The sequence below is a fragment of the Pantoea sp. USMM079 genome, from assembly GCF_037153115.1.
Lineage (GTDB): Bacteria > Pseudomonadota > Gammaproteobacteria > Enterobacterales > Enterobacteriaceae > Pantoea > Pantoea communis.
In genome coordinates, this window is the sequence record NZ_JBBCKX010000038.1 from 1 (window position 1) to 22,817 (window position 22,817).

Sequence of the window (22,817 nt, forward strand, 5' to 3'; positions counted from 1 at the left end):
CTGCAAGGGCTATCCGCAGCGCTGAGGCTTTTACGTTGGGCCAGGAGATCCACGCAGGGATGACCCAAATTTTACAATCTGCTGATGAGCTCAAGTGAATGCTGTTGAAAGCGGCACAATATTTGAGGCCGTAGCACCTCTGATGCTGCAAGGGCTATCCGCAGCGCTGAGGCTTTTACGTTGGGCCAGGAGATCCACGCAGGGATGACCCAAATTTTACAATCTGCTGATGAGCTCAAGTGAATGCTGTTGAAAGGGGCACAATATTTGAGGCCGTAGCACCTCTGATGCTGCAAGGGCTATCCGCAGCGCTGAGGCTTTTACGTTGGGCCAGGAGATCCACGCAGGGATGCGTGGATCAGTTCGGGGCCGACCAGGGATGGTCGATCCCCGAACGTTCCGTCGGCACGACGTGTAAGCCGAGGGCACCGCGCCAGCGGCGCGAGGACTGCCCGGCAGCAGCAGAGGTGCTACGGCCCGCACCCACACGCATTCAGCAGTTAATCAGTTAAGCAGTTAAGCAGTTCGGCATCACTTATGAACACTCAGCAAATACCGTTCTTCATCACCTCAACCGCCCGGGCAATTTCCGGTGCCAGCCAGCGATCTTCCTGCCAGTTCGCCACCACCGCCCGCAAACGGCGCAACGCCTGTTTTGTGCCTTCCGCCAACTCCGCCTCGCCATGGAAATCCAGCGCCTGCGCCGCCAGCAAATACTCAATCGCCAGAATCTGCCACACATTCCCCACCAGCTTCAGCAGTTTCAACGCAGCTCCCGTACCCAAGCTAAGATGATCCTCCTGCAAACCCGAGGTCACGTAATTATCCAGCACCGCCGGTTGCGCCAGCTGACGGTTTTCCGCACACAACGACGCCGCCACGTACTGCGCAATCATCATGCCGGAATTCACGCCCGGCTGCGCCACCAGGAACGCCGGTAAACCGCTGACCAGTGGATTCACTAAACGATCCAGACGTCGCTCGGCAATGCTGCCAACCTCCGCCATGGCAATGGCCAACACATCAGCCGCCATCGCCACCGATTCACCGTGCGGATTGGCCTGCGACACCACACGCCAGTTATCCACGGTGCCGAGTATCAACGGATTATCGGTACAGGCATTCAACTCGGTATTCACCTGTCGCGCCGCGTGATCAAACTGATCGCGGCTGGCACCGTGTACCTGTGGCATCGAACGCAAACTCAGTGCATCCTGGGTGCGCACACCCACGCTTTTAGCCAGCAGCGGGCTGTCGCTCAGCAACTGACGCAAACGCAGGCCACTCACTTGCATGCCAGGACTGGCTTTCAGCGCAATCACTTCGGCATCAAACGCCACTAACTGCCCGCGCAGCGCCTCAAAGCTCATTGCGCCAGTCACGTCGGCCCAATCCAGCAAGCGCATCGCATCATCCAGCGCCAGACACGACAATCCGGTCATGCACGGCGTGCCGTTCACCAGGCTCAAGCCCTCTTTCGCGCCAGGTCGATAAGGCGTTAATCCAGCCTGCGCCAGCGCTTGCTCTGCAGACACGATCTGTTGCTGATACTCAACATCGCCCACGCCAATCAGCGCGAGTCCGATATGCGCCATATGGCTGAGATAGCCCACTGAACCTTGCGACGGCACCTGCGGCGTAATCTGATGATTCAGCAGCGCCAGCAAATGCTGCACCAGTGCCACGGAGACGCCCGATTTGCCATGGCTATAGTTCGCAATCGCCGCACACAGAATGGCACGCACCTGTTCACGCGCCAATAATGGGCCCACGCCACAAGCGTGACTCAATAGCGTATTACGTGACAACTGGCTGAGCTGCTCTTCCGGCAAAGTGATATTGCACAGCGCCCCCAGCCCGGTATTGATGCCATAAGCGATATGCCCGCTGGCCACAATCTGCTCGACGATCTCACGCCCCTGAGCAATACGCTGCCAGGCGCTGGCGCTTAACGTCAGTTCGGCATTGTGCCGTGCCACCTGCACAACATCCTGCCAGGAAAGTGTTTCATCGCCCCACACTAATGTCATGCTGGTTGCTCCGTGTGATGGCTCTGATGGCTGGAGATAAACTGCTTAAAGCGCTGCGAGCCTTGTGCGCCAAACATCTCTTCCGGCGTCCCCTGACAATCAATGGTCCCCTGATGCATAAACACCACCCGGTTGGAAACGTTACGCGCAAAGCCCATTTCGTGCGTCACCACCAACATGGTGCGCCCCTCTTCCGCCAGGCTGCGCATCACTTTCAATACTTCGCCCACCAGCTCGGGATCAAGTGCTGAGGTTGGCTCATCAAACAGCATCACTTCCGGGTCCATCGCCAGCGCGCGGGCAATCGCCACACGCTGCTGCTGGCCGCCGGAAAGCTGTGCCGGATAAAAATCTTTGCGATTCAACAGGCCAACGCGATCCAGCAACTGCTCCGCCTGGGCAATGCAGCTTTTCTTATCGCGCTTCAGAACATAGTGCGGCCCTTCAATCACGTTTTGCAGCACCGTCATATGCGACCACAGGTTAAAACTCTGGAACACCATGCCCAGACGCGAACGCAGGCGCTCAATCTGTTTGGGATTGGCCGCCAGCTGATGACCACGCGCATGGCGCTTCATCTCAATGGTTTCACCACCGACGCTCACCACGCCAGCATCCGGCGTTTCCAGCAGGTTGATACAGCGCAATAAGGTACTTTTACCCGAGCCGCTGGCGCCGAGAATTGAGATGACATCGCCTTGATGCGCCTGCAGCGAAATGCCTTTCAGTACTTCCATTGCGCCAAAGGATTTATGGATATCGGTGGCGCTTAAGGTTACGGGGGATGTGGATTGCATATCACTCTCCGGCAAGCGGTTTAACGGCGGGTAACGGCTTTTTTTCAACGCGATGCACCGGGGTTAAACGGCGTTCTAACAACGCGTAAAGCTGGACGATAATAAAGTTGAGGATCAGATAAATGGCGGCGGCGCAGATAAACACTTCCATGGTGCGATAGGTACGCTGAATGATCTGCTGCGCCACACCAGTGACATCCCACACGGTGACCAGACTGGCCAGCGCCGTGGACTTCACCAGCAGGATCGCTTCGGTGGAATACGCGGGCAATGCATAACGCAGCATAATGGGCGCGATGATGCGACGCAGCAGCAGCCAGCGCGACATGCCGCAGGCCAACCCGGCTTCGACTTGCCCCGGCGGCACCGCCAGCAAGGCACCGCGCAGGATTTCAGCGGTATAAGCCGCCGTACACAGCGACAGCGCCAGCACGGCGCAGGTAAAGGGCTCGCGCAGGAACGGCCAGACAAAACTATGGCGGATCACGCCAAACTGCCCCAATCCGTAATAGATCAGGAACAGCTGGATCAGCAGCGGTGAGCCGCGAAACACCAGAATGTAGCCGCGCGCAAAGCCGCTCAGCACCCGCCAGCGGCTCATGCGCAGTGACAGAATGCCGATAGCGAGAATGCCACCGCAGAGAAAGGCACTGATAAACAGGCCGAGCGTCACCGGCAGCGCGGCGCTCAGCTTGAGAAAGGTATCGGTCAGAAAGGCGAAGTCAATCATACTGCTGCTCCTTAATGCTGTGCCGCAGTGCGACTTTGCCACGCGCGTCCAAGGCGAGACTCTGCCCGGCGGAACGCATGATTAGACAGCAGCGTCAGCACCAGATAGCAGCCACCGCCAATCAGATAGAAAGTGAAGTAATCGCGCGTGGATCCCGCCGCCACCTGGCTGGCACGCATCAGCTCGACGATGCCGGTCACCGACACCAGCGCCGAATCTTTCAGGCTCATCTGCCAGACATTTGACATGCCTGGCAGCGCATAGCGCACAATCTGCGGCAGCAAAATGCGCTGGGCAATACGCCAGCGCGGCATGCCGATCGCGACTGCCGCTTCCACTTCACCTTTGGCCAGCGCCAGACGCGCCGCACGATACACCTCACCTTGATAGGATCCAGAGATGAGCCCGATAGCCAGTGCACCAATCAGGAACGGCGGCGCTTCGATAAAACCATCCGCGCCAAACATCTGTCCCACCAGGGTAATCAGGCCCGATCCGCCAAAATAGAACAGGTAGATCACCAGCAGTTCCGGGATGCCGCGAAACACCGTGGAATAGGCTTCACCCAACCAGCGAACCCAGCGCTGCGGCGACAGTTTCGCTGCCGCCACACCGGAACCGACCACCGCGCCAATCATCAACGCCGCCAGCGACAGCAGCAGCGTGGTGAAGGCAGCCCCCAAAATCAGGCGGCCCCAGCCATCAGCACCAAAACTCAGCAGGCTCATCATCTTTCACCTCACTTACGGGGTTACGTCAGTTTTAAACCACTTCTCACTCAGCTTTTTCACGGTGCCATCGGCCAGTGCGCCTTTAATGGCCTCGTCGAGTTTGGCTTTCAGATCGTTGTCAGCCATGCGCACGCCCATCGCCTCGCCCTCACCCCAAATCGGGCCACCCAACTGCGGGCCACTGAAGGTCAGGTTGCTGTTCTCTTTGCGCGCCAGCATCGATTGCGCAAAGGTCACATCGTCGAATACCGCATCAATACGCCCCGCCTGAAGATCGAGAATCGCATCTGCTGAGGAAGTGTATTCGCGCACGTCGGCGACATCTTTGAAGTACTTATCAATAAAGGGCGTGTAAACCGTGCCGGACGCGATACCAATGGTTTTGCCTTTTAACGCCGCTTTCAGTGGCGCAATCGCGGTGTTGATCTCTTTCTCATCGTCATGCAGCTTGATGATGTTGTGATCGGCTGGCATCAGCGGGCTATCTTTGGTGGTGATAAAGGTGGCGGGAGTCGACGCGTAAGGCACGGTGAAATTGACCACTTTTTTGCGGTCCGGCGTGATGACGATGGCATCCATGATCACATCATATTTGCCAGCATTCAGTCCGGCGATCATGCCGTCCCAGTTTTGCACCACCAGCTTGCACTGGATGCCCATGCGCTTACACAGGTCTTCCATCAGTTCAGGTTCAAAGCCGCCTAACTTGCCGCCCGGCAGCGTCAGGTTCCAGGGTTCATAGCTGCCTTCGGTAGCGATGGTGATCGATTTCCACTCTTTGGCCTGAACAGCAACACCGCTGATCATCAGGCTGGCAAACAGGGTCGTGAGGCAAAAACGGCGAATCGGGGCACGGTGCGTCATGCGGCTTCTCCTGGTCATTAATCGAATTGGCTGTCTCTGTTAGCTGATACAGCGCAGATGACATTTCATGTATATACAAGTTAGCTTGCGGCAGATCATTGTCGGCATGAGCTTTTTGTGAGCCAGCCAGAATAAAAAGTGATAATTACCACGTGGTCTTTACTTGTACATACAACCTAGCAAGCGGTGTGCCAAATCGGCAGAGGCGGTGGAATCAGGGAATGGTCCCGGTGTGGACGTAGGAGTGCACATTTTTGGGGCGCGATTGCACTGTTATGGGGATGCCAGGGTTTAAGATGGAAGCGAGATGGGGATGGCGCGTGGCATGAGTTTGCACTTCAACACCCATAAAAAACTGCCACTTTTGAAGGTGGCAGTCTGATGCAAATGAGCCCTGGCAAGCACGACGTCTTCCCATACGACTCAGGCGATTAACGCGGCTTTCCGGCCTGTAAAAATGCCTGCATCATCGGTTTCAACACTTTCTGCAGCTGCGCGGCGCGATCCTGCTGCCAGGCAAACGGCGGGGTTTCATCCATGTAATTCAGCTGCGCCAGTTCGAGCTGCACGGCCTCTACGCCCTGCTGCGGCTGACCGTAGGCACGCGTGATATAGCCGCCTTTGAAACGGCCGTTAACCACCCAGCTGTAATCGCTTTGCGCGGCACAAACCTCTTTAATCGCTTCGATCACCGCTGTCGAGCAACTCTCACCACTGTTAGTGCCAATGTTGATATCCGGCAACTGACCATCAAACAAGCGCGGAATCACCGAAGCAATGGAGTGGGCGTCAAACAGCAGTGCATAACCGTGTTCAGCTTTCAATCGCGCCAGCTCTTGCTGGATCTGCTGGTGATACGGCTGCCAGATATTATCGAGATAACCCTGACGCGCGGCGGCGCTGGGGGTTTTCCCCTCGGCGAAGGTCGGCGTGCCGTCAAACAGCGTCTCAGGATAGAGGCCGGTGGTGGCGGTGGTGTACAGCGGCTGGTTATCCGGCGGACGATTCAGGTCGATGACAAAACGTGAGTAGTGGCCAACCAGCACGCTGGCCCCTAAATCGCGCACAAAATCGTACAGCAGCGGAATGTGCCAGTCGGTATCCGGCAAACCGCGTGCCGCGTCGCTTAATCCTGCATCCACTTCAGGCGTTAACTGGGTGCCCGCATGTGGGATGCTGACCAGCAGCGGCAGCTTACCGGCGGTGAAATGAAAAGGTGTCATTGCGCTTCTCCACGATAAATAACCTGGCACGGCAACTCGCCGCCCAACCAGTAAACCAGTTCTGCCGGACGTGCCAGCGGCCAGTGTACAAAGTTCGCTACCTTCCCGACCTCCAGCGAACCGTGCGAATGCTGTAATCCCAGCGCTTTCGCCCCCCACAGGGTCACACCCGCCAGCGCTTCTTCCGGGGTCATGCCAAATAGCGTGCAGCCCATATTGAGCATCAGACGCAGCGACAGCGCCGGGGAAGTACCGGGATTGGCATCGCTGGCCAGCGCCATTGGCACGCCGTGTTTGCGGAACAGATCCACTGGTGGGCGTTGGGTCTCGCGCAGCAGATAGAACGCGCCCGGCAGCAACACCGCAACGGTGCCGTGTTGCGCCATCGCTTGCGCATCGGCTTCGGTGGCGTATTCAAGATGATCGGCTGACAAGGCGCCGTATTCAGCCGCCAGCGTGGCGCCGCCGAGCGCGGACAACTGCTCAGCGTGCAGTTTAACCGGCATCCCCAGCGCTTTGGCTTGATCAAACACCGCGCTAACCTGCTCAGGGGAAAAGGCCAGATGTTCGCAGAAGGCATCGACGGCATCCGCCAGCCCTTCCGCCTTCACCTGTGGTAACAGGCGATTGCAGATGATATCGATCCAGCCCTGTGGGTTTTCTTTAAACTCGGGCGGGAAGCCGTGCGCGGCAAGGCAGGTGGAGAGCACATCGGCGGGCACCGTTTCCGCCAATTCGCGGATGGCGCGCAGCATGGTCAGCTCGCTGGTTTCATCGAGGCCATAACCCGATTTAATCTCCACTGTAGTGACGCCTTCTGCCAGCAATCGATCCAGACGCCAGCGCGCGCTTGCCACCAACTCCTGCTGTGATGCCGCGCGCGTAGCACGCACCGTGGAGAGAATACCGCCGCCCTGCGCCGCGATCTCGGCATAGCTGACGCCGTTCAGACGCTGTTCGAACTCCTGGCTGCGATCGCCGCCAAACACCAGATGCGTATGGCAATCGACTAAACCTGGCGTGATGATGCCACCGTCAAATTGCTGCTGCGTACGCGGGGCAAAATCCGGCAGTTCACTACGCGGTCCTACCCAAATCAGCTCGCCGTTATCCACCGCCAGTGCGCCGTCGGCAATCAGGTTATAGTGTCCGTCTCGCATGGTGACGATATCGGCCCCCAGCCACAGGCTGTCGATCTGCTTCGCTTCTGCCATCCCACTCCCCTTCACGTCTGACGATTTACAGTGCGTCTCAAAGTATGTATATGTATATACAACTTTCCGCCCTAAAGGATCAACCATGGCCGTTTTTTTTGCCCCACGCGCGCTGCTGGCCGACGGCTGGCATGAAGACGTATTGATTACCACTGACGCATCCGGACAGATTGCTGAATTTACCCCTGACAGCACGCCAGGCAGCGCCACTCGCCTTGCTGGCCCGGTGATCCCTGCTATCGCTAACCTGCATTCGCACGCCTTCCAGCGCGCCATGGCCGGGCTGGCTGAAGTGGCGGGCGATCCGCAGGATAGCTTCTGGACCTGGCGCGATCTGATGTACCGCATGGTGCAGCGCCTGTCGCCTGAGCAGGTCGGCGATATCGCCACCCATCTCTACATCGATATGCTGAAAGGCGGCTATAGCCAGGTGGCGGAATTCCACTACTTGCATCACGATGCGCAGGGCAAACCCTATGCCGATGACGCGATGCTGCTCAACCTGATTGCCGCCGCCGAGACGGCCGGGATCGGTCAGACATTGCTGCCGGTGCTTTACAGCTTCAGCGGATTTGGATCGCAACCCGCCAGCGATGGCCAGCGCCGTTTCATCCAGCAGACCGATGCTTATCTGCAACAACAGCAACGCGCAGCGCAATGGAGCGCCAATAAACCGCTGCTTAATCATGGCATCTGTTTCCACTCGCTGCGCGCGGTGAATGAAACCCAGATGCGTGAAGTGCTGGCCGCCAGCGCTGCTGATGTGCCGGTGCATATTCATGTGGCGGAGCAGGAAAAAGAGGTGAATGACAGTCTGGCGTGGAGCGGTGAACGTCCGGTGGACTGGCTCTACAATCGCTTCGAGGTAGATCAGCGCTGGTGCCTGATTCATGCCACCCATCTGGACGACAGCGAAATCCAACGCATGGCGGCCAGCGGTGCGATTGCCGGACTCTGTCCGACCACCGAAGCCAATCTTGGCGACGGCATCTTCCCGGCGGTGGAATACATTGCCCAGGGTGGACGCTGGGGCATTGGCTCGGACAGCCATGTATCGCTCAGCGCGCAGGAAGAGCTGCGCTGGCTGGAGTACGGTCAGCGCCTGCGCGATCGCCGTCGCAATCGTATCACCCTGCCCCATCAGCCTTCTGTGGGCGATCTGCTGTGGCAGCAGGCGGCACAAGGCGGGGCACAGGCATGCGCGATTAACACCGGTGAACTGGCGGTGGGTAAACGCGCCGACTGGCTGGTGCTGGAAAACGATGCCTTCCTGAGCAGCGTGAGTTCCGCTTCCTTACTCAATCGCTGGTTGTTTGGTGGCACGCAAAGCCAGATCCGCGATGTGTTTGTCGCCGGTAATCAGGTCATCAGCGAGGGCCATCATCCCGCTGAAGAAGCCGCAGCCGCGCGCTTCGCCCAGGCCATGAGTGCACTGCAATGAGAACGTATTTCGACTACAGCCAGCTGCCCGTGAGCCGCTGGCGCAACGGCGGCGGCGAAACGCGTGAAATCGTCAGCTTTCCGCCCGGTGAGGCAGAGTTTGGCTGGCGCGCCAGTATTGCCACCATCGATGCTGACGGACCTTTCTCGCCGTTCCCCGGTATCGATCGTGTAATCACGCTGCTGAATGGCGATAGCGTGGTGCTGCGGAGCGAGAACGTCGAGCACGCGTTGTTGCCGCATCAGCCGTGGGCGTTTCCTGGCGAATGGTCGATCGACGCCCAGATTAACGGCAGCTGTCAGGATTTCAATATCATGACGCGCCGCGACAGTTGGCAGGCACAGGTGGAGGTTGTGCAACACGCCGCTACCAGCCAACACGGTGTCGCGTGGGTATTATCCGGCGAATGGCAGAGTGCGGACGGCAAACGCGTCACGGTTAATCAGGGAATGTGCTGGCTGGATGAAGAGACGCAGCTGGCACCGCGAACCTCGGATGCCAGCCTGCTGTTTGTGGCGCTTAGCCGTGTCCTCTGAAACGACCGAGTAACTTATAGCGCGAGCCTGGATAGAGCAGGCGCGCATAAGTCACAATCTTGTTGTCGCTCCAGGTCTGACGACGGATTAACAAGCAAGGTTCGTGCTCATCCAGCGCCAGATGTTTACGCTGGCGCAAATCGGGCAGGACCGCTTCCACAATATGCTCACCGGCGGTCAACGGCGCCACGCGCATCAAATAGGTGTAGGGCGTCAGTTGATGATAATCCTGACTGAGGTAATCCGGCGCCACCAGCGGGTTGACCAGACGATCTTCCAGTTGCACCGGCATATCGTTTTCGTAATGCACAATCAACGAATGATACAGCGTCAGTCCGGTGGACAAGCCGAGCACAGCCGCCTGCTCTGGATCGGCCTTCATCTGCCCAATCGACAAAATTTTGCAGCTATGGCGATGACCACGCTGGGCAATTTCATCGGCGATGTTATGCACTTCCAGCATCGCGGTGTAACCCTTCATCTCCGCGACAAAGGTGCCGACGCCTTGCATGCGTACCAAAAAACCTTCGCTGGTGAGTTCACGTAGCGCGCGGTTAATGGTCATGCGGCTCACGCCCAGTTCGTTAACCAGTTCACTTTCGGAAGGTACGCGTTGATTCGCTTTCCAGTGACCTTCACGGATCTGGCTGACGATCGCCTGTTTCACGCGCTGATAAATCGGTGCTGGCTCATCGCCCATCGCTGCGGCCAGCTGCGCTATTGCCGTTTGCTCCGCCATATCCTGTTCCTTTTCCGAATAATGCCCAAAGTTTACTGTCTCAGCACGTAAATGTATATACATCCAATTGTGCAGACAGCCCGTTAACAGTGCAGCGTTCTCCCTGTTTCGGTGCAATGCGGCTGCGGCTGGATGACACATCCCGCATTGCGGCGCATTTCACAGAATCCAATCAATCTGGCACAGCCCTTGCTACTTGTATAGACAAGATTAGACACTTATGCTTCACTCAGCTCATTCAATGGTGCTACCCCAAGCCACATCGCAAACCCAGGGCTTGCAGGTAGCACCCGATCACTTGTATAGACAGGAGTAGACTATGTCAGGTTCGGTTCAGGAAATTCGCCTCGTTCCCGGTGAAGTGGACCTCGCGACCTTGCGGGCGATTTATCAAAGCAAGGTGACGCTCACGTTAGCGGATGACGCTCGTGCGGCCATCGATCGCGCGAATGAAACCGTCGATGCCATCGTGGCATCAGGCAAAGTGGTGTACGGCATCAATACCGGCTTCGGCAAACTGGCCCAGACACAGATTCCTGCTGAGCGTCTGGCAGAGTTGCAGCGCAATCTGGTGCTGTCGCACAGCGTGGGTTTGGGCAACTTACTGCCAGATAACATCACGCGCTTAGTGGTCGCCACGAAAATTATCAGCCTGGCACGCGGTCACTCCGGCGTACGTATCCAGTTAATCGAAGCGCTGCTGGCGCTGTTTAATGCCGGTGTGATGCCGTGCATCCCGGAAAAAGGTTCGGTTGGCGCATCCGGCGATTTAGCCCCGCTGGCCCATCTGTCACTGATGTTGCTGGGCGAAGGCCAGGTACGCGTTGACGGAGAACTGATTCCTGCCACCGAAGGGCTGGCACGCGTCGGCCTGCAGCCGATTGTGCTGGGACCGAAGGAGGGCCTGGCACTGCTGAATGGCACCCAGGTCTCTAACGCGCTGGCACTGCGCGGACTGTTTGAAGCCGAAAACCTGTTCGCCGCAGGGTTGATGGCGGGTGCACTGTCACTCGAAGCGATCAAAGGCTCGGTAAAACCTTTCGATGCACGAATTCATCAGGCGCGTGGTCAGCACGGACAAATCGCGGTGGCCGCTGCCGTTTCATCCTTACTGGAAGGCAGTGAAATCCTCAGCTCACATACCAATTGTGGTCGCGTGCAGGATCCCTACTCGATTCGCTGCGTTCCGCAGGTGATGGGCGCGTGTTTAGACAACCTCAGCCATGCGTCGCGTGTATTGCAAATCGAAGCCAACGCGGCCTCTGATAATCCGCTGGTGTTCAGTGAAAGCGGTGATGTGATTTCGGGCGGTAACTTCCACGCCGAACCTGTGGCGTTTGCCGCCGATATCATCGCATTGGCGATTGCCGAAATTGGCGCGATTTCCGAGCGCCGTATGGCCCTGTTGCTGGATACCGGTCTCTCAGGCCTGCCGCCATTCCTGGTGCGCGATGGTGGAGTGAACTCTGGCTTTATGATTGCTCAGGTCACCGCTGCCGCACTGGCTTCTGAAAACAAATCGCTGGCGCATCCGGGTAGCGTGGATAGCCTGCCGACCTCTGCGAACCAGGAAGATCACGTGTCGATGGCCACCTACGCCGCGCGTCGCCTCGGTGATATGTGCTTTAACACCGCTGCCGTGGTCGGCATTGAAGCCATGGCTGCGGCGCAAGGCATCGACTTCCATCGTCCACTGCAAAGCTCGACTGCGCTGGAACAAGAGATGAGTCGCATCCGCGAGAACGTTGCCTTCCTTGATCAAGACCGTTTAATGGCGCCGGATATCGAATCCATGCGTCTGTGGGCCAGCAGTCACGCCTGGCCTGAATCTTTGACTGCGCTGCTGCCAAGCCAGCGTTCACCTTCCCTTTAAGGAATTGATGATGAGCGAAACTTTATCTCAGGCTGTTGCCCGTGAAATCCGTGCGCCGCGCGGTAACGAACTGCATTGTGCGAACTGGTTGATTGAAGCGGCTTACCGCATGATCCAGAACAACCTCGATCCTGATGTGGCCGAGCGCCCGGAAGATCTGGTGGTATACGGCGGTATCGGTAAAGCCGCGCGTAACTGGGAGTGCTTTGAGCAGATTCTGCGTTCACTGCGTGCGTTGCAGCCTGAAGAAACCCTGCTGATCCAGTCGGGTAAACCAGTGGGCGTGTTCCGTACTCATGCCGATGCACCTCGCGTGCTGCTGGCTAACTCTAACCTGGTGCCACACTGGGCTAACTGGGATCATTTCCACGAGCTGGATAAAGCCGGCCTGATGATGTACGGCCAGATGACCGCCGGTTCCTGGATCTACATCGGTGCACAGGGCATCGTGCAGGGCACCTTTGAGACCTTCGCCGAAGCCGGTCGCCAGCATTATGACAGCGATCTGAGCGGTCGCTGGATCCTGACAGCAGGCCTGGGCGGCATGGGCGGCGCACAACCGCTGGCGGGCGTACTGGCCGGTGCCAGCGTGCTGGCGATTGAATGCCAGGAATCCCGCATCGATTTCCGTCTGCGCACCCGTTACGTTGACCATAAAGCTTATACCTTAGACGAAGCGCTGGATCTGATTGAGAAAGCTACCAAAGCGAAGCAGGCAATTTCCGTTGGCCTGCTGGGCAACGCCGCGGAAATCGTGCCGGAGCTGGTGAAACGCGCCAAAGCGGGCGGCATGAAGCCGGATATCGTCACCGATCAGACTTCTGCACACGATCCAATCAATGGCTATCTGCCAGTGGGTTGGGATCTGGATCGCTGGCAGGCCGAGCGCTTCAGCAATCCTAAAGCGGTTGAAAAAGCCGCTCGCGCATCAATGGCGGTGCATGTACAGGCCATGCTCGACTTCCATCATATGGGCGTGCCGACCGTGGATTACGGTAACAACATCCGTCAGGTAGCGTTGGATGAAGGCGTGAAAAACGCCTTTGATTTCCCTGGCTTCGTACCCGCCTATATTCGCCCGCTGTTCTGCGAAGGAAAAGGTCCGTTCCGCTGGGTGGCGCTGTCAGGCGACCCAGAGGATATCTACAAAACCGATGCCAAGCTGAAGGAGCTGTTCCCGGAGCACAAGAACCTGCACCGCTGGCTCGACATGGCGCAGGAACGAATTGCCTTCCAGGGACTGCCAGCGCGCATCTGCTGGCTGGGACTGGGCGAGCGCCATAAAGCCGCACTGGCATTCAACGAAATGGTGCGCAACGGTGAACTGAAAGCGCCTATCGTCATCGGCCGCGATCATCTCGACTGTGGTTCCGTCGCCTCACCAAACCGTGAAACTGAAGCGATGAAAGACGGTTCGGATGCCGTCTCCGACTGGCCGCTGCTGAATGCCCTGCTGAACACCGCAGGCGGCGCGACCTGGGTTAGCCTGCATCACGGCGGCGGCGTTGGCATGGGCTTCTCGCAGCACTCCGGCGTGGTGATTGTCTGCGACGGCACTGCCGAAGCCGACGCGCGCCTTGGCCGTGTGCTGTGGAATGACCCGGCAACCGGCGTGATGCGTCACGCGGATGCAGGCTATGAACTGGCGCAGAGCTGCGCGAAAGAACATGGCTTGAACCTGCCGATGCAGAAGTAATTTGTCGTGATAACTGAAGTCGCCCTTAACCGGGCGACCTTAGTTCAGCCGCCAAATTTCCTCGTTACTCTCTACTCTCAACCCGCAACCCTCAAATCCTTAAATCCTTAAATCCTTAAATCCTTAAATGCAACATGCTGCATGCTGCATGCTGCATGCTGCATGCTGCCGGGTATATTCCATTCCGCTATACCCTATAGCCAAATTATTCCTTTCCACGATAGACGCCGCCCTGCGCTTACCACTACAGTGGAGACATCACGTTACGTGTCAGAGAAATCGCAGTAACTGCTGCTGATGGAGAGCCTTACTTTATGAGCCTGCCTGCCGTCCTGCTGGAAAACGCCCTGAACTGGCGTCGTCAGTTACACCAACATCCTGAACTCGGTTACCAGGAGCAACAAACCAGTGAACTGGTTGCGAATGTGCTCGCTGAAGCAGGGTTACAGGTGTTCCGTAGCCTGGCAGGCACTGGCGTGATTGGCACACTGGAAAACGGCCCAGGCCCGGTGATTGGTTTACGCGCCGATATGGATGCATTGCCGATTACCGAAAAAGGCGCGCCGGAGTGGAAATCTACCCGCTCAGGCGTGATGCACGCCTGCGGTCACGACGGACACACGGCCATTCTGCTCGCGGCGGCCTGCCAACTGGCCGCGACGCGCAACTTCAAAGGCACGGTGCACTTCCTGTTTCAGCCCGCGGAAGAGAATCTTGGCGGTGCGCGGAAAATGGTGGAAGAAGGTTTGTTTACCCGTTTCCCAATGGATGCGGTGTACGCCATGCACAACTGGCCAGGTTTGCCGGTGGGTTCGCTGGCGGTGAATCCAGGTGCGATGATGGCCTCGCTCGATTCCTTTGAAATCACCCTCAACGGCAAAAGCTGTCATGCGGCGATGCCGGAGAGCGGTGCCGACCCGATGGTGGTGGCAGCAGAGCTGATCATGGCGCTGCAAACCATTCCGTCACGCCGTTTGTCACCGCTGGCGTCAGCGGTGGTGAGCGTGACGCAGATCCACGGTGGTGAGGCGATCAATGTGATTCCCGAGCAGATTGTGCTGCGTGGTACGGTGCGATGTTTGCAGACTGACGTACGTGACCGCGTGCGCAGTCTGATTGAAGATTTTGTCACTACCCTGCCGCGCCCGTTTGGCGTCAGCGGCGAGATTCACTGGTATCCGGGTTATCCCGTCACCGCCAACCATGCCGGTCCAGCGGAACAGGTGCGCGAGGTTGCCCAGCGCGTGTTAGGTGAATCGCAGGTGCACTGGCAGGTGAATCCTTCCATGGCCTCGGAAGATTTCGCCTGTATGCTGGAATCTTGCCCGGGTGCTTACTTCTGGCTCGGTGCCGATGGCGCATCCCCCTCCGCCCCATTGCACAACGCGCATTATGATTTCAATGATGATCTGATACCGATTGGTATCCGCTTCTGGCAGCAACTGGTGGAGAACGTGCTGGTCAAAGCCTGACTGGCAGGATTCGCGGAACCCAGGAATATCAATCGAGGTGGCATGTTGGTTAAAGCCTGACTGGCGGATTTCTAAAACCAGCAATCTCAAGCGGCATTGTATCAGGCAGTAATAGATTCGACGGCGCGACTCAAGCTGAAGGGAATCGGTTACCTGCCCGCTATGCATCCACCCCGCAAAACCCCTCGATGCACGATTGCACGATTGCACGATTGCACGATTGCACGATTGCACGATTGCACGATTGCACGATTGCACGATTGCACGATTGCACGATTGCACGATTGCACGATTGCACGATTGATTTTATATCCTCTCTCGACTGTGCGTTTGACCCGCAACCCAAGGCTGCGGGTATTGATTTACCCGTCAGATCCCAGCTTGCTGCAATCGCGTTTCCGCCTCATCCAGCGTCGCTGACTCTCCGGTGGCCACTAAGCAGCACGCCAGCTGTAAACGCAGCGCCTGCGGCACGGCACGTTCGCCGGCCAGCACCTGTTTGATCCAGTCTGCAGTGTCTTGCGCATTTTTACTTTCTGGCAGTTCCACGCTGATTTCTGGCTGGCGCTCAACCCACACTTCCGCCTCTGCGCCCGCACCGCCAATGTAGTTAATCGCCGGACAGCGTTGTGGGTTGGCATACACTTCACCTTCGGTGCCATTCAGCAGGATGGCGGGTGCATCAATATCCTGGAAGAACTTGCCGACGCGCGGCACATATTCCGGATGGGAAACACTCGCCAGACGCAACGCGGCGCGTTCGGCAAACGGCGTCGCCAGCTTCGCCAGCGTATGTGCGCTGTTACGCACGCCCATACGCCAGCGCAGCGACAGCTGTTTTGCCATCGGTGCACACAGGTGATCGATGGTGATAAACGCCAGCTCACCGCTCTCCAGTTTCGCTTGTGCCTGCTGCGCCGTGGTGGCCGGCGCAATATCCAGCGCTGCCAGTACCGCTTCGGTGGTGATGCGGGTTGGATCGTCACTCACACCGTGCAGCAACACCGGAAACCCGAGTTTGCTTAATAGTAAAGCTAACAGCGGCGTGAGATTGCCCTGACGACGTGCGCCGTTGTAGCTGGGGATCACAATTGGCATCGGGCGATTGGCGGGCGGCTGCAACTGCATCATTTGCTGCTGCATGGCGTGGTAAAAACCGCGCATCTCCTCTTCGCCTTCGCCCTTGATACGCAGGGCGATCAGCACACCACCAAGTTCCAGTTCGGGTACTTCATCCGCCAGCATCGCGCTGTACAGCGCAACGGCGGTGTCGAAATCGATATCGCGCGCGTGGTTCTTACCGCGCCCAATCTCTTTGATTATTTTATTCAGTTCCATCAGGGCATTCCCGCTTCCAGGGCGCGCCGATATCCGGCTGCCAAAAGGTCATTGAGGTGCGCCTGGGCACACCTAAGATTTCTTACTTTTACGCTTCGCTGATTTTACTGGGGCTTTAACCACTGCTTTGACCGCTGGTTTGATGCTGGCTTCGGGCACCATCGGTTGCTCAATCGGAAACACCGGTAAGGCGGCCAGCAGCCGACTGCCATAAGCTTTATTAAGCAGTCGCCGATCGTATATCACGATCTCCCCGAAGCAGTGATGGCTACGAATCAGACGGCCGACCTGCTGAATCAACGTAAACGAAGCGCTCGGTAGACTCTGCACTTCGAACGGGTAGCGTTTCAGGCTCTTCAACCACTCCCCTTCGGTCAAAATTACCGGACTGTCTACCGGGGGAAAAGCGATTTTATGGATGTGCACCTGCGTCAGCAGATCGCCCTTTAAATCCAGACCTTCAGCAAAAGACTGCAGCCCAACCAGAATACTGGTTTGCCCCGCTTCGATTCGCTGGCGATGCAACTCCACTAAACGCGAACGAGGCTGATCGCCCTGTACCAGCATTGATAAACGTAATGTGCTGACATGGCTGACAAACTGCTGCATTGCACGTCCGCTGGCAAACAGCACCAGCACGCCTTTATGCTTCTCTTCCGTCATTTGCTGCAGGAAGAAGCCTGCCATCTCGGCAATGTGCTCCGCTTCATTAGCCATCAGCGGTTCATAGCGCATTTGCGGGATCACCAGCTTGCCCTGATCGACATGATTAAATGGCGAATCCAGCGCCACAAAGCGATCGCCCGCTTTCTCGTTTAGCCCTGACATCTCTTGCAGCCGATTGAAGCTGTTCAGTGAACGCAAGGTCGCCGAGGTCACCACCACATGCGGAATCTTGCGCCACAGCAGTTTCTCCAGCTGATCGCTGACGCGAATCCCGGCGCAGTGGAATAGCAGATGCGCCTGGCCGTCCCGAATTTCACGGGTAATCCATTTCGATACCGGCGCATTAGAGGCTTTCTCCATGGCCGCCAGTCGCCACAGTTTGCTGATCGATTCGAACCAACCAAACTGGCGGTTAAGCTGGATGATTGCCCGATGCAGACGCATGATGTCGGCTTTGCCGGTTTGCTCACCCAACTCATTGAGTAAACCCTCGCTCAACCCGCGCAATGCATCGCTCAGTTTGAATAACCGTGCGCACATCGTCATCAGCTCTTCCGGCAACTCACCCAGCACAAAACGGAACTCACCCGGCTGATTGTGCGCGGGTAATAACGGATTCAGCGCGTCGCACAGGATTTGCAGCAGTTCACGCATCTCATCGCAATGGCCTTTTAACCGCTCAGGGTTGGTCAGCGGTGGCGGCGATTTCGGGCGGAACTGTGCCAAGATGGTTTCCACCAGCCGCACAAACAGATCGAGCTGCAAGCTGCTCCAGCCGGGAGTGATTTCCGCACTCATCTCCAGCGCGTCACGCGCCACTTCTGGCAGATGATGGCCTTCGTCCAGCACCAGCATCAGGTGTTTGGCAGGCGGTAAGACGGATTCATTCTCCATCGCCGCCATCACCAGCGCATGGTTCGCCACCACCACATCCGCCTGTTCTATTTCACGACGTGCAACAAAGAACGGGCATTCACGATACCAGCGACAGTGATGCCCCAGGCAGTTGGCTTTATCGGTGGAAAGGCGCTGCCACAGGCTGTCATCAATTGAGACATCGGAGTGATCGCGCAGGCCGTCCCATTTGTAGCTGCTGAGTTGCTTTTCCAGTTTGGCACAGAACTTCTGCTCTTCTTTCGACCCGGTTACCGCTTCTTCATCGAGATACAGCAGCAAATCGCCTTGCTGATCTTCCGTCGCAGCCAGTGCCGCGAGATTGCGCGGACAGACATAGCGGCCACGGCCGAATGCGGCAGTGAAGGTGAGATCGGGGATGATTTTTTTCAGCAGCGGCAGGTCTTTGCTGAAGATTTGATCCTGCAGCGCGACGTTGGCGGTGCTGATCACTAACCGTTTCTCCTCGGCGCGGCTTACCGCGATGCCGGGGATCAAATAAGACAAGGTTTTGCCCACGCCGGTGGGGGCCTCAATCGCCAGATGGCGGCCTTCATCACCGGCCAGGCTTTTCGCCACTTCAGCGATCATCTGACGCTGTGGCGCACGGGGGATAAAGTCAGGAACCTGCTGCTGCAGCGCCTTATACCATTGCGCAATCTGGCTTTTTATCGCTGCTGTCAGGGCCATGTTGATTACTGTTTGCTGAATTGGCCTGTATTTTTACACAGTATCGGCGCAGCGTCAGCTTTCACTGCTATTTTTTCGCGCTGGATTCAGAATTTCACGCATCGCGCGGATCAGCGTTTCGCGCGCGCGTCCACGGCGGAAGGCAAACGAAAACGGTGCGCGGAAGTGAAAATGCTGTGGCAACAAGCGGCACAACGTGCCCTGCTGTTCCCCGCTTTGTGCGTAATGCTCCGGCAAATAGCCGATATATCTCCCGGAGAGAATCAGCGTCAACTGCGCCTCTATACTCTCCACTGAGGCGTTAGTCTGGCGGAAGCCGCGCTTGTTTAACTCCTGCTGATTCCAGTAACGCCGCGTCACCATGCCGGTTTGCTGCACGGTGCGCACATCCGGATCGCCCTGCGCCAGTGGATGGTGCGGACTGCAATACAACCAGTGTTGCTCCTCATAAAGCGGAATGGTGACCAGATTGCTGGCACGCAGTGGAAAGTGCCCGATTGCCAGATCAAGGCGGTCTTCCAGTAACTGCTGCTGTAACTCATTGGGATCGCGCACGCTGAGATTGAAAAAAACCGCAGGAAAACGCTGGTTAAAGCGGGCAATCGCCGCCGGCAGATCCAGCGTACTGTCGGTAACAGTAGCATCCACCACGCCCAATGAAAAAGTCCCACCCTGTGCGCTTTTCAGCGTCTCGACCTGCTCCTGCCACCCCGCCAGCGTGGCCAGCATTTCCTGGCTGTAGCGATGAAACTGCTCGCCTTTGCTGGTGAGGGTAAAGCCGCCACGTCCTCGCTGGCACAAGATAAAACCCAGTTGCGTTTCCAGCTCGCTCATATAGGCGCTGATGGCGGGCGTGGTCATGTTGAGCGCCTGCTGTGCACGCGAATAGCCCTGATTTTCCACCACGCTGGCAAACACCTGCAGCAGTTTGAGATTGGGTAGTGTTTGCACCGCATTTCCTTCAGTGATTGCTGACTAAAGTTAACCAATCTATGAAGTGATTATTTGCTGTCAAGGATTTTTCCCGCGCCTCCCTCAGGCCATGATAAGACTCACTTAGCCGAAGGAGTTCGTGATGACCGATTTTCCTCAGCCGCAGGGTGGCAACGAGATGCCCCGTTTCGCTGGCCGTGGCACCATGATGCGTTTGCCCGCTGCCGAATCCCCTGCCGATCTTGATGTCGCTTTCGTTGGCATTCCACTGGATATCGGTACGTCGCAGCGCAGCGGCACGCGCTACGGTCCACGTGCCATTCGCGCCGATTCGGTAATGATTCGCCCGTACAACATGGCGACCGGCGCGGCCCCTTTTGATTCGTTGCGCGTCGGCGATCTCGGCGATGTGCCCATCAATACCTACAGTCTGCTGAAGTCGGTCGACATCATCGAAAACTATTATACCGAGCTTAATAATTGGCCGATTATCCCCTTAACCCTCGGCGGCGATCACACGCTGACGCTGCCTATTTTGCGCGCGCTGGCGAAGAAGCACGGGCCGATGGGCCTGATCCACATTGACGCGCACACCGATACCAACGATGAGATGTTCGGCGAAAAGATCGCCCACGGCACCACATTCCGCCGTGCGGTAGAAGAAGGCCTGCTCGACTGCCAGCGCGTGGTGCAAATTGGTCAGCGCGCTCAAGGCTACGCCGCCGATGATTTTCAGTGGGGTGTCGATCAGGGCTTCCATCTGGTGCCTGCCGAACAGTGCTGGTATCGCTCCATGACACCGCTGATGGCTGAAGTGCGAGCGCGCATCGGAGACGGCCCGGTATATCTCAGCTATGACATCGACAGTTTTGATCCCGCCTGGGCACCCGGCACCGGCACGCCAGAAGTCGGCGGCCTGACCTCGATGCAGGGACTGGAGATTGTGCGCGGCTGTCGCGGACTCAATCTGGTCGGTGGCGATCTGGTCGAGGTGTCACCGCCGTACGATATCAGCGGCATGACCTCCCAGCTTGCAGCCAATATCCTTTATGAGATGCTGTGCGTATTGCCCGGCGTCCGTTACACAGAGAAGAAAGCATGACACAACAGAATTTGGTGTTTCCGGCGCGCGTGTTGCGCGGTGCGGGTGTGATCAATCAACTGGGCGAGATTTGTGCGGGGCTGGGCAAACGCGCCCTGCTGATCGGCGGCCACCAGGCACTGCAGTCAGTGGAGGCGCAGGTGCGCGCTCAACTGCTGGCAGCCAACGTGACGCTGCTGGCGCAGGAGTGGTTTGGTGGTGAGACTTCAATCAATCAGATTAACCGTCTGGCGGCGATCGCTACCGAACTGCAAGCTGACGTGATTATCGGTGTCGGCGGCGGTAAATCGCTGGATACCGTAAAAGCCGTGGGAGCGCAGTTGGGCTTGCCGTTTATCACCATCCCGACCATTGCCGCCACCTGTTCGGCAGTGACACCATTGACCATTCGCTACGACGATAACGGCAATTTCTTCGATATTTTCCCGCTGCCACAGGCACCGGCGGCAGTGATCATCGACAGTGAGTTGCTGGCTAAAGCCCCTGCTCGCTGGCTGGCTGCTGGTCTGGGCGATACCTTGGCGAAATGGTATGAGTTCCGCGCGGTGAGCGTCCGCCATCCGGCGCGCGAAGGCAATGCATTGTCATCGCTGGCACATAGCCAGATTTGCTATGACGTGATCGCGGAACACGGCCCGGCGGCCTATGCGGCGGTGTTGCGCGGCGAAAGCAGCGCCTCATTGGACCAGGTGCTGGATGCGATCTTTACCTGGGCCGGATTGACCTCGCTGATGAGCAACGGCGCCCACGCAGCGGCTTCACATGCGATTTATGAAGGTTTTACCTTCTGCGATAAGACACGTGAGTTTGGTCATGGCCTGCTGGTTGGCTTTGGCAACTTGTGCCTGCTGGCGCTGGAAGATCGCAGCGATGAAGAGGTGCTGGATGAGATGCGTCTGGCGCGCGATTGCGGTGTGCCATTGACGCTGCGTGAGATTGCCGAGTTGGATGATGCCGAGCTGGCGATGATTGTGCGTGAATCCGTGCATGCACCGGATATGGAGAATATGTCGGTCGAAGTGACCGAAGCCCGCCTGCTGGCGGCGATGCAGCGGATTGAAGGGTTGGCTGATCGGGTTTAAATCTGGGGTCAGTGCTAGTACGGGGTGAGAACGTATAGTGCAGGTGTGTTTAGTTCGGGGGGTGAGTCCTGTGCTGAGTGCGGGCCGTAGCACCTCTGCTGCTGCCGGGCAGTCCTCGCGCCGCTGACGCGGTGCCCTCGGCTTACACGTCGTGCCGACGGAACGTTCGGGGATCGACCATCCCTGGTCGGCCCCGAACTGATCCACGCATCCCTGCGTGGATCTCCTGGCCCAACGTAAAAGCCTCAGCGCTGCGGATAGCCCTTGCAGCAGCAGAGGTGCTACGGCCTCAAATATTGTGCCCCTTCCAACAGCATTCACTTCAGCTCCTCAGCAGACTGTAAAATTTGCGTCATCCCTGTGTGGATTTCCTGCCCCACTATAGAAGCATCAGCGGTGCTGCGGCCTTACGCAATGTGCCCTTTTCAACAGGAGGCACTTCAGCTAATCAGTTAGCTGGGATATCTGGATCACCTCAGGCGCTATCATCGAAAACAGTCTGCCCTTTTCACCAGCACGCACTTCAGCAGCAGTCTGGAAGATCTGGATCAACATGCCCGCTATGGACTAAAACCAGGCTGCATTTAACAGCAAGCACGATGGTTAATGAGCAGGCTGGGGGCGCTTTGGCGCAGGCAATCCACAGCGCCGAGCAGAGTGAGTCTGCCAGGATAGCCCGCAGCTACCGTCTTGCACGTCAAGCCGCTACTGCGTAATTCTCGTCATATCTCTGCTGTTTCATCAGCACACCGAAGCAGATATGCAC

General features: G+C 57.4%; 18 protein-coding genes. 7 read left to right on the forward strand and 11 right to left on the reverse strand.

Annotated elements, in window-relative coordinates; genetic code table 11:
* Window positions 1-545 precede the first annotated feature (545 nt).
* From WFP70_RS25700 to hutI, 7 genes are all read right to left on the reverse strand, one after another.
* Window positions 546-2,030, reverse strand: coding sequence for an HAL/PAL/TAL family ammonia-lyase (locus tag WFP70_RS25700; protein ID WP_337024822.1), 1,485 nt, complete (start codon window positions 2,028-2,030; stop codon window positions 546-548).
* Window positions 2,027-2,827, reverse strand: a complete 801-nt coding sequence (locus tag WFP70_RS25705) for an ABC transporter ATP-binding protein (protein ID WP_034820922.1) — start codon at window positions 2,825-2,827, stop codon at window positions 2,027-2,029. Before WFP70_RS25705 ends, WFP70_RS25700 begins: the two co-directional genes overlap by 4 nt.
* 1 nt (window position 2,828) lies before the next feature.
* The gene (locus WFP70_RS25710) at window positions 2,829-3,557 is read right to left on the reverse strand and encodes an ABC transporter permease (RefSeq protein WP_034820924.1); all 729 of its coding nucleotides are present in this window, start codon (window positions 3,555-3,557) and stop codon (window positions 2,829-2,831) included.
* An 11-nt stretch (window positions 3,558-3,568) separates the two neighbouring features.
* A complete protein-coding gene (locus WFP70_RS25715; protein WP_034820926.1) occupies window positions 3,569-4,288 on the reverse strand; it encodes an ABC transporter permease in 720 nt (239 codons plus the stop codon).
* Window positions 4,289-4,300: 12 nt separating this feature from the next.
* Window positions 4,301-5,152: a transporter substrate-binding domain-containing protein gene (locus WFP70_RS25720; protein ID WP_058962211.1), complete on the reverse strand. Its 852-nt coding sequence runs from the start codon at window positions 5,150-5,152 to the stop codon at window positions 4,301-4,303.
* Between the two features lie 431 nt (window positions 5,153-5,583).
* Window positions 5,584-6,375, reverse strand: a complete 792-nt coding sequence (gene hutG / locus WFP70_RS25725; protein WP_337024823.1) for an N-formylglutamate deformylase — start codon at window positions 6,373-6,375, stop codon at window positions 5,584-5,586.
* Window positions 6,372-7,589 (reverse strand): imidazolonepropionase, encoded by a 1,218-nt coding sequence (gene hutI / locus WFP70_RS25730; protein ID WP_034820932.1) that lies wholly within the window; start codon window positions 7,587-7,589, stop codon window positions 6,372-6,374. Before hutI ends, hutG begins: the two co-directional genes overlap by 4 nt.
* Window positions 7,590-7,674: 85 nt before the next feature.
* On the opposite strand from hutI, the gene WFP70_RS25735 reads away from it, so the two are divergent.
* Both WFP70_RS25735 and WFP70_RS25740 read left to right on the forward strand, forming a co-directional pair.
* The gene (locus WFP70_RS25735) at window positions 7,675-9,030 is read left to right on the forward strand and encodes a formimidoylglutamate deiminase (RefSeq protein WP_337024824.1); all 1,356 of its coding nucleotides are present in this window, start codon (window positions 7,675-7,677) and stop codon (window positions 9,028-9,030) included.
* Entirely contained in the window at window positions 9,027-9,566 is a 540-nt protein-coding gene (locus tag WFP70_RS25740) for a HutD/Ves family protein (protein WP_337024825.1), read from the forward strand. Before WFP70_RS25735 ends, WFP70_RS25740 begins: the two co-directional genes overlap by 4 nt.
* Here WFP70_RS25740 and hutC read toward each other — a convergent pair.
* Window positions 9,550-10,305 carry a histidine utilization repressor gene (gene hutC, locus WFP70_RS25745; protein WP_337024826.1) on the reverse strand — a complete coding sequence of 252 codons (756 nt, stop codon included), beginning with the start codon at window positions 10,303-10,305 and terminating at the stop codon, window positions 9,550-9,552. The two genes, WFP70_RS25740 and hutC, sit on opposite strands and share 17 nt — an antisense overlap.
* Window positions 10,306-10,624: 319 nt before the next feature.
* Between hutC and hutH the strand changes: the two genes are divergently transcribed.
* The 3 genes from hutH to WFP70_RS25760 all read left to right on the forward strand — a co-directional run bounded on the left by hutH (window position 10,625) and on the right by WFP70_RS25760 (window position 15,346).
* On the forward strand, window positions 10,625-12,178 hold the full coding sequence (hutH, locus tag WFP70_RS25750; RefSeq protein ID WP_337024827.1) for a histidine ammonia-lyase: 1,554 nt from the start codon (window positions 10,625-10,627) through the stop codon (window positions 12,176-12,178).
* Between the two features lie 10 nt (window positions 12,179-12,188).
* Entirely contained in the window at window positions 12,189-13,874 is a 1,686-nt protein-coding gene (hutU, locus tag WFP70_RS25755; RefSeq protein WP_337024828.1) for a urocanate hydratase, read from the forward strand.
* Window positions 13,875-14,188: 314 nt separating this feature from the next.
* Window positions 14,189-15,346 (forward strand): M20 aminoacylase family protein, encoded by a 1,158-nt coding sequence (locus WFP70_RS25760; RefSeq protein ID WP_097117303.1) that lies wholly within the window; start codon window positions 14,189-14,191, stop codon window positions 15,344-15,346.
* Between the two features lie 369 nt (window positions 15,347-15,715).
* On the opposite strand, the gene ybiB is transcribed toward WFP70_RS25760, so the two are convergent.
* The 3 genes from ybiB to WFP70_RS25775 form a co-directional block, all read right to left on the reverse strand.
* Window positions 15,716-16,684: a DNA-binding protein YbiB gene (gene ybiB / locus WFP70_RS25765; protein WP_337024829.1), complete on the reverse strand. Its 969-nt coding sequence runs from the start codon at window positions 16,682-16,684 to the stop codon at window positions 15,716-15,718.
* A 72-nt stretch (window positions 16,685-16,756) separates the two neighbouring features.
* A complete protein-coding gene (gene dinG / locus WFP70_RS25770; protein WP_337024830.1) occupies window positions 16,757-18,934 on the reverse strand; it encodes an ATP-dependent DNA helicase DinG in 2,178 nt (725 codons plus the stop codon).
* Window positions 18,935-18,988: 54 nt separating this feature from the next.
* Entirely contained in the window at window positions 18,989-19,885 is an 897-nt protein-coding gene (locus WFP70_RS25775) for a LysR family transcriptional regulator (protein WP_337024831.1), read from the reverse strand.
* 124 nt (window positions 19,886-20,009) lie between these two features.
* On the opposite strand from WFP70_RS25775, the gene speB reads away from it, so the two are divergent.
* Together speB and WFP70_RS25785 are read left to right on the forward strand one after the other, a co-directional pair.
* Window positions 20,010-20,969: an agmatinase gene (gene speB / locus WFP70_RS25780; protein ID WP_160869851.1), complete on the forward strand. Its 960-nt coding sequence runs from the start codon at window positions 20,010-20,012 to the stop codon at window positions 20,967-20,969.
* A complete protein-coding gene (locus WFP70_RS25785) occupies window positions 20,966-22,051 on the forward strand; it encodes an iron-containing alcohol dehydrogenase family protein (protein ID WP_337024833.1) in 1,086 nt (361 codons plus the stop codon). The genes speB and WFP70_RS25785 overlap by 4 nt, the downstream gene beginning before the upstream one ends.
* The last annotated feature ends 766 nt before the right edge of the window (window positions 22,052-22,817 follow it).

What these genes read in the sequence shown, in the direction of transcription:
- WFP70_RS25700 (WP_337024822.1), bottom strand. Translation starts at nt 2,030, where the DNA reads ATGACATTAGTGTGGGGCGATGAAACACTTTCCTGGCAGGATGTTGTG.
- WFP70_RS25705 (WP_034820922.1), bottom strand. Translation starts at nt 2,827, where the DNA reads ATGCAATCCACATCCCCCGTAACCTTAAGCGCCACCGATATCCATAAA.
- WFP70_RS25710 (WP_034820924.1), bottom strand. Translation starts at nt 3,557, where the DNA reads ATGATTGACTTCGCCTTTCTGACCGATACCTTTCTCAAGCTGAGCGCC.
- WFP70_RS25715 (WP_034820926.1), bottom strand. Translation starts at nt 4,288, where the DNA reads ATGATGAGCCTGCTGAGTTTTGGTGCTGATGGCTGGGGCCGCCTGATT.
- WFP70_RS25720 (WP_058962211.1), bottom strand. Translation starts at nt 5,152, where the DNA reads ATGACGCACCGTGCCCCGATTCGCCGTTTTTGCCTCACGACCCTGTTT.
- hutG (WP_337024823.1), bottom strand. Translation starts at nt 6,375, where the DNA reads ATGACACCTTTTCATTTCACCGCCGGTAAGCTGCCGCTGCTGGTCAGC.
- hutI (WP_034820932.1), bottom strand. Translation starts at nt 7,589, where the DNA reads ATGGCAGAAGCGAAGCAGATCGACAGCCTGTGGCTGGGGGCCGATATC.
- WFP70_RS25735 (WP_337024824.1), top strand. Translation starts at nt 7,675, where the DNA reads ATGGCCGTTTTTTTTGCCCCACGCGCGCTGCTGGCCGACGGCTGGCAT.
- WFP70_RS25740 (WP_337024825.1), top strand. Translation starts at nt 9,027, where the DNA reads ATGAGAACGTATTTCGACTACAGCCAGCTGCCCGTGAGCCGCTGGCGC.
- hutC (WP_337024826.1), bottom strand. Translation starts at nt 10,305, where the DNA reads ATGGCGGAGCAAACGGCAATAGCGCAGCTGGCCGCAGCGATGGGCGAT.
- hutH (WP_337024827.1), top strand. Translation starts at nt 10,625, where the DNA reads ATGTCAGGTTCGGTTCAGGAAATTCGCCTCGTTCCCGGTGAAGTGGAC.
- hutU (WP_337024828.1), top strand. Translation starts at nt 12,189, where the DNA reads ATGAGCGAAACTTTATCTCAGGCTGTTGCCCGTGAAATCCGTGCGCCG.
- WFP70_RS25760 (WP_097117303.1), top strand. Translation starts at nt 14,189, where the DNA reads ATGAGCCTGCCTGCCGTCCTGCTGGAAAACGCCCTGAACTGGCGTCGT.
- ybiB (WP_337024829.1), bottom strand. Translation starts at nt 16,684, where the DNA reads ATGGAACTGAATAAAATAATCAAAGAGATTGGGCGCGGTAAGAACCAC.
- dinG (WP_337024830.1), bottom strand. Translation starts at nt 18,934, where the DNA reads ATGGCCCTGACAGCAGCGATAAAAAGCCAGATTGCGCAATGGTATAAG.
- speB (WP_160869851.1), top strand. Translation starts at nt 20,010, where the DNA reads ATGACCGATTTTCCTCAGCCGCAGGGTGGCAACGAGATGCCCCGTTTC.
- WFP70_RS25785 (WP_337024833.1), top strand. Translation starts at nt 20,966, where the DNA reads ATGACACAACAGAATTTGGTGTTTCCGGCGCGCGTGTTGCGCGGTGCG.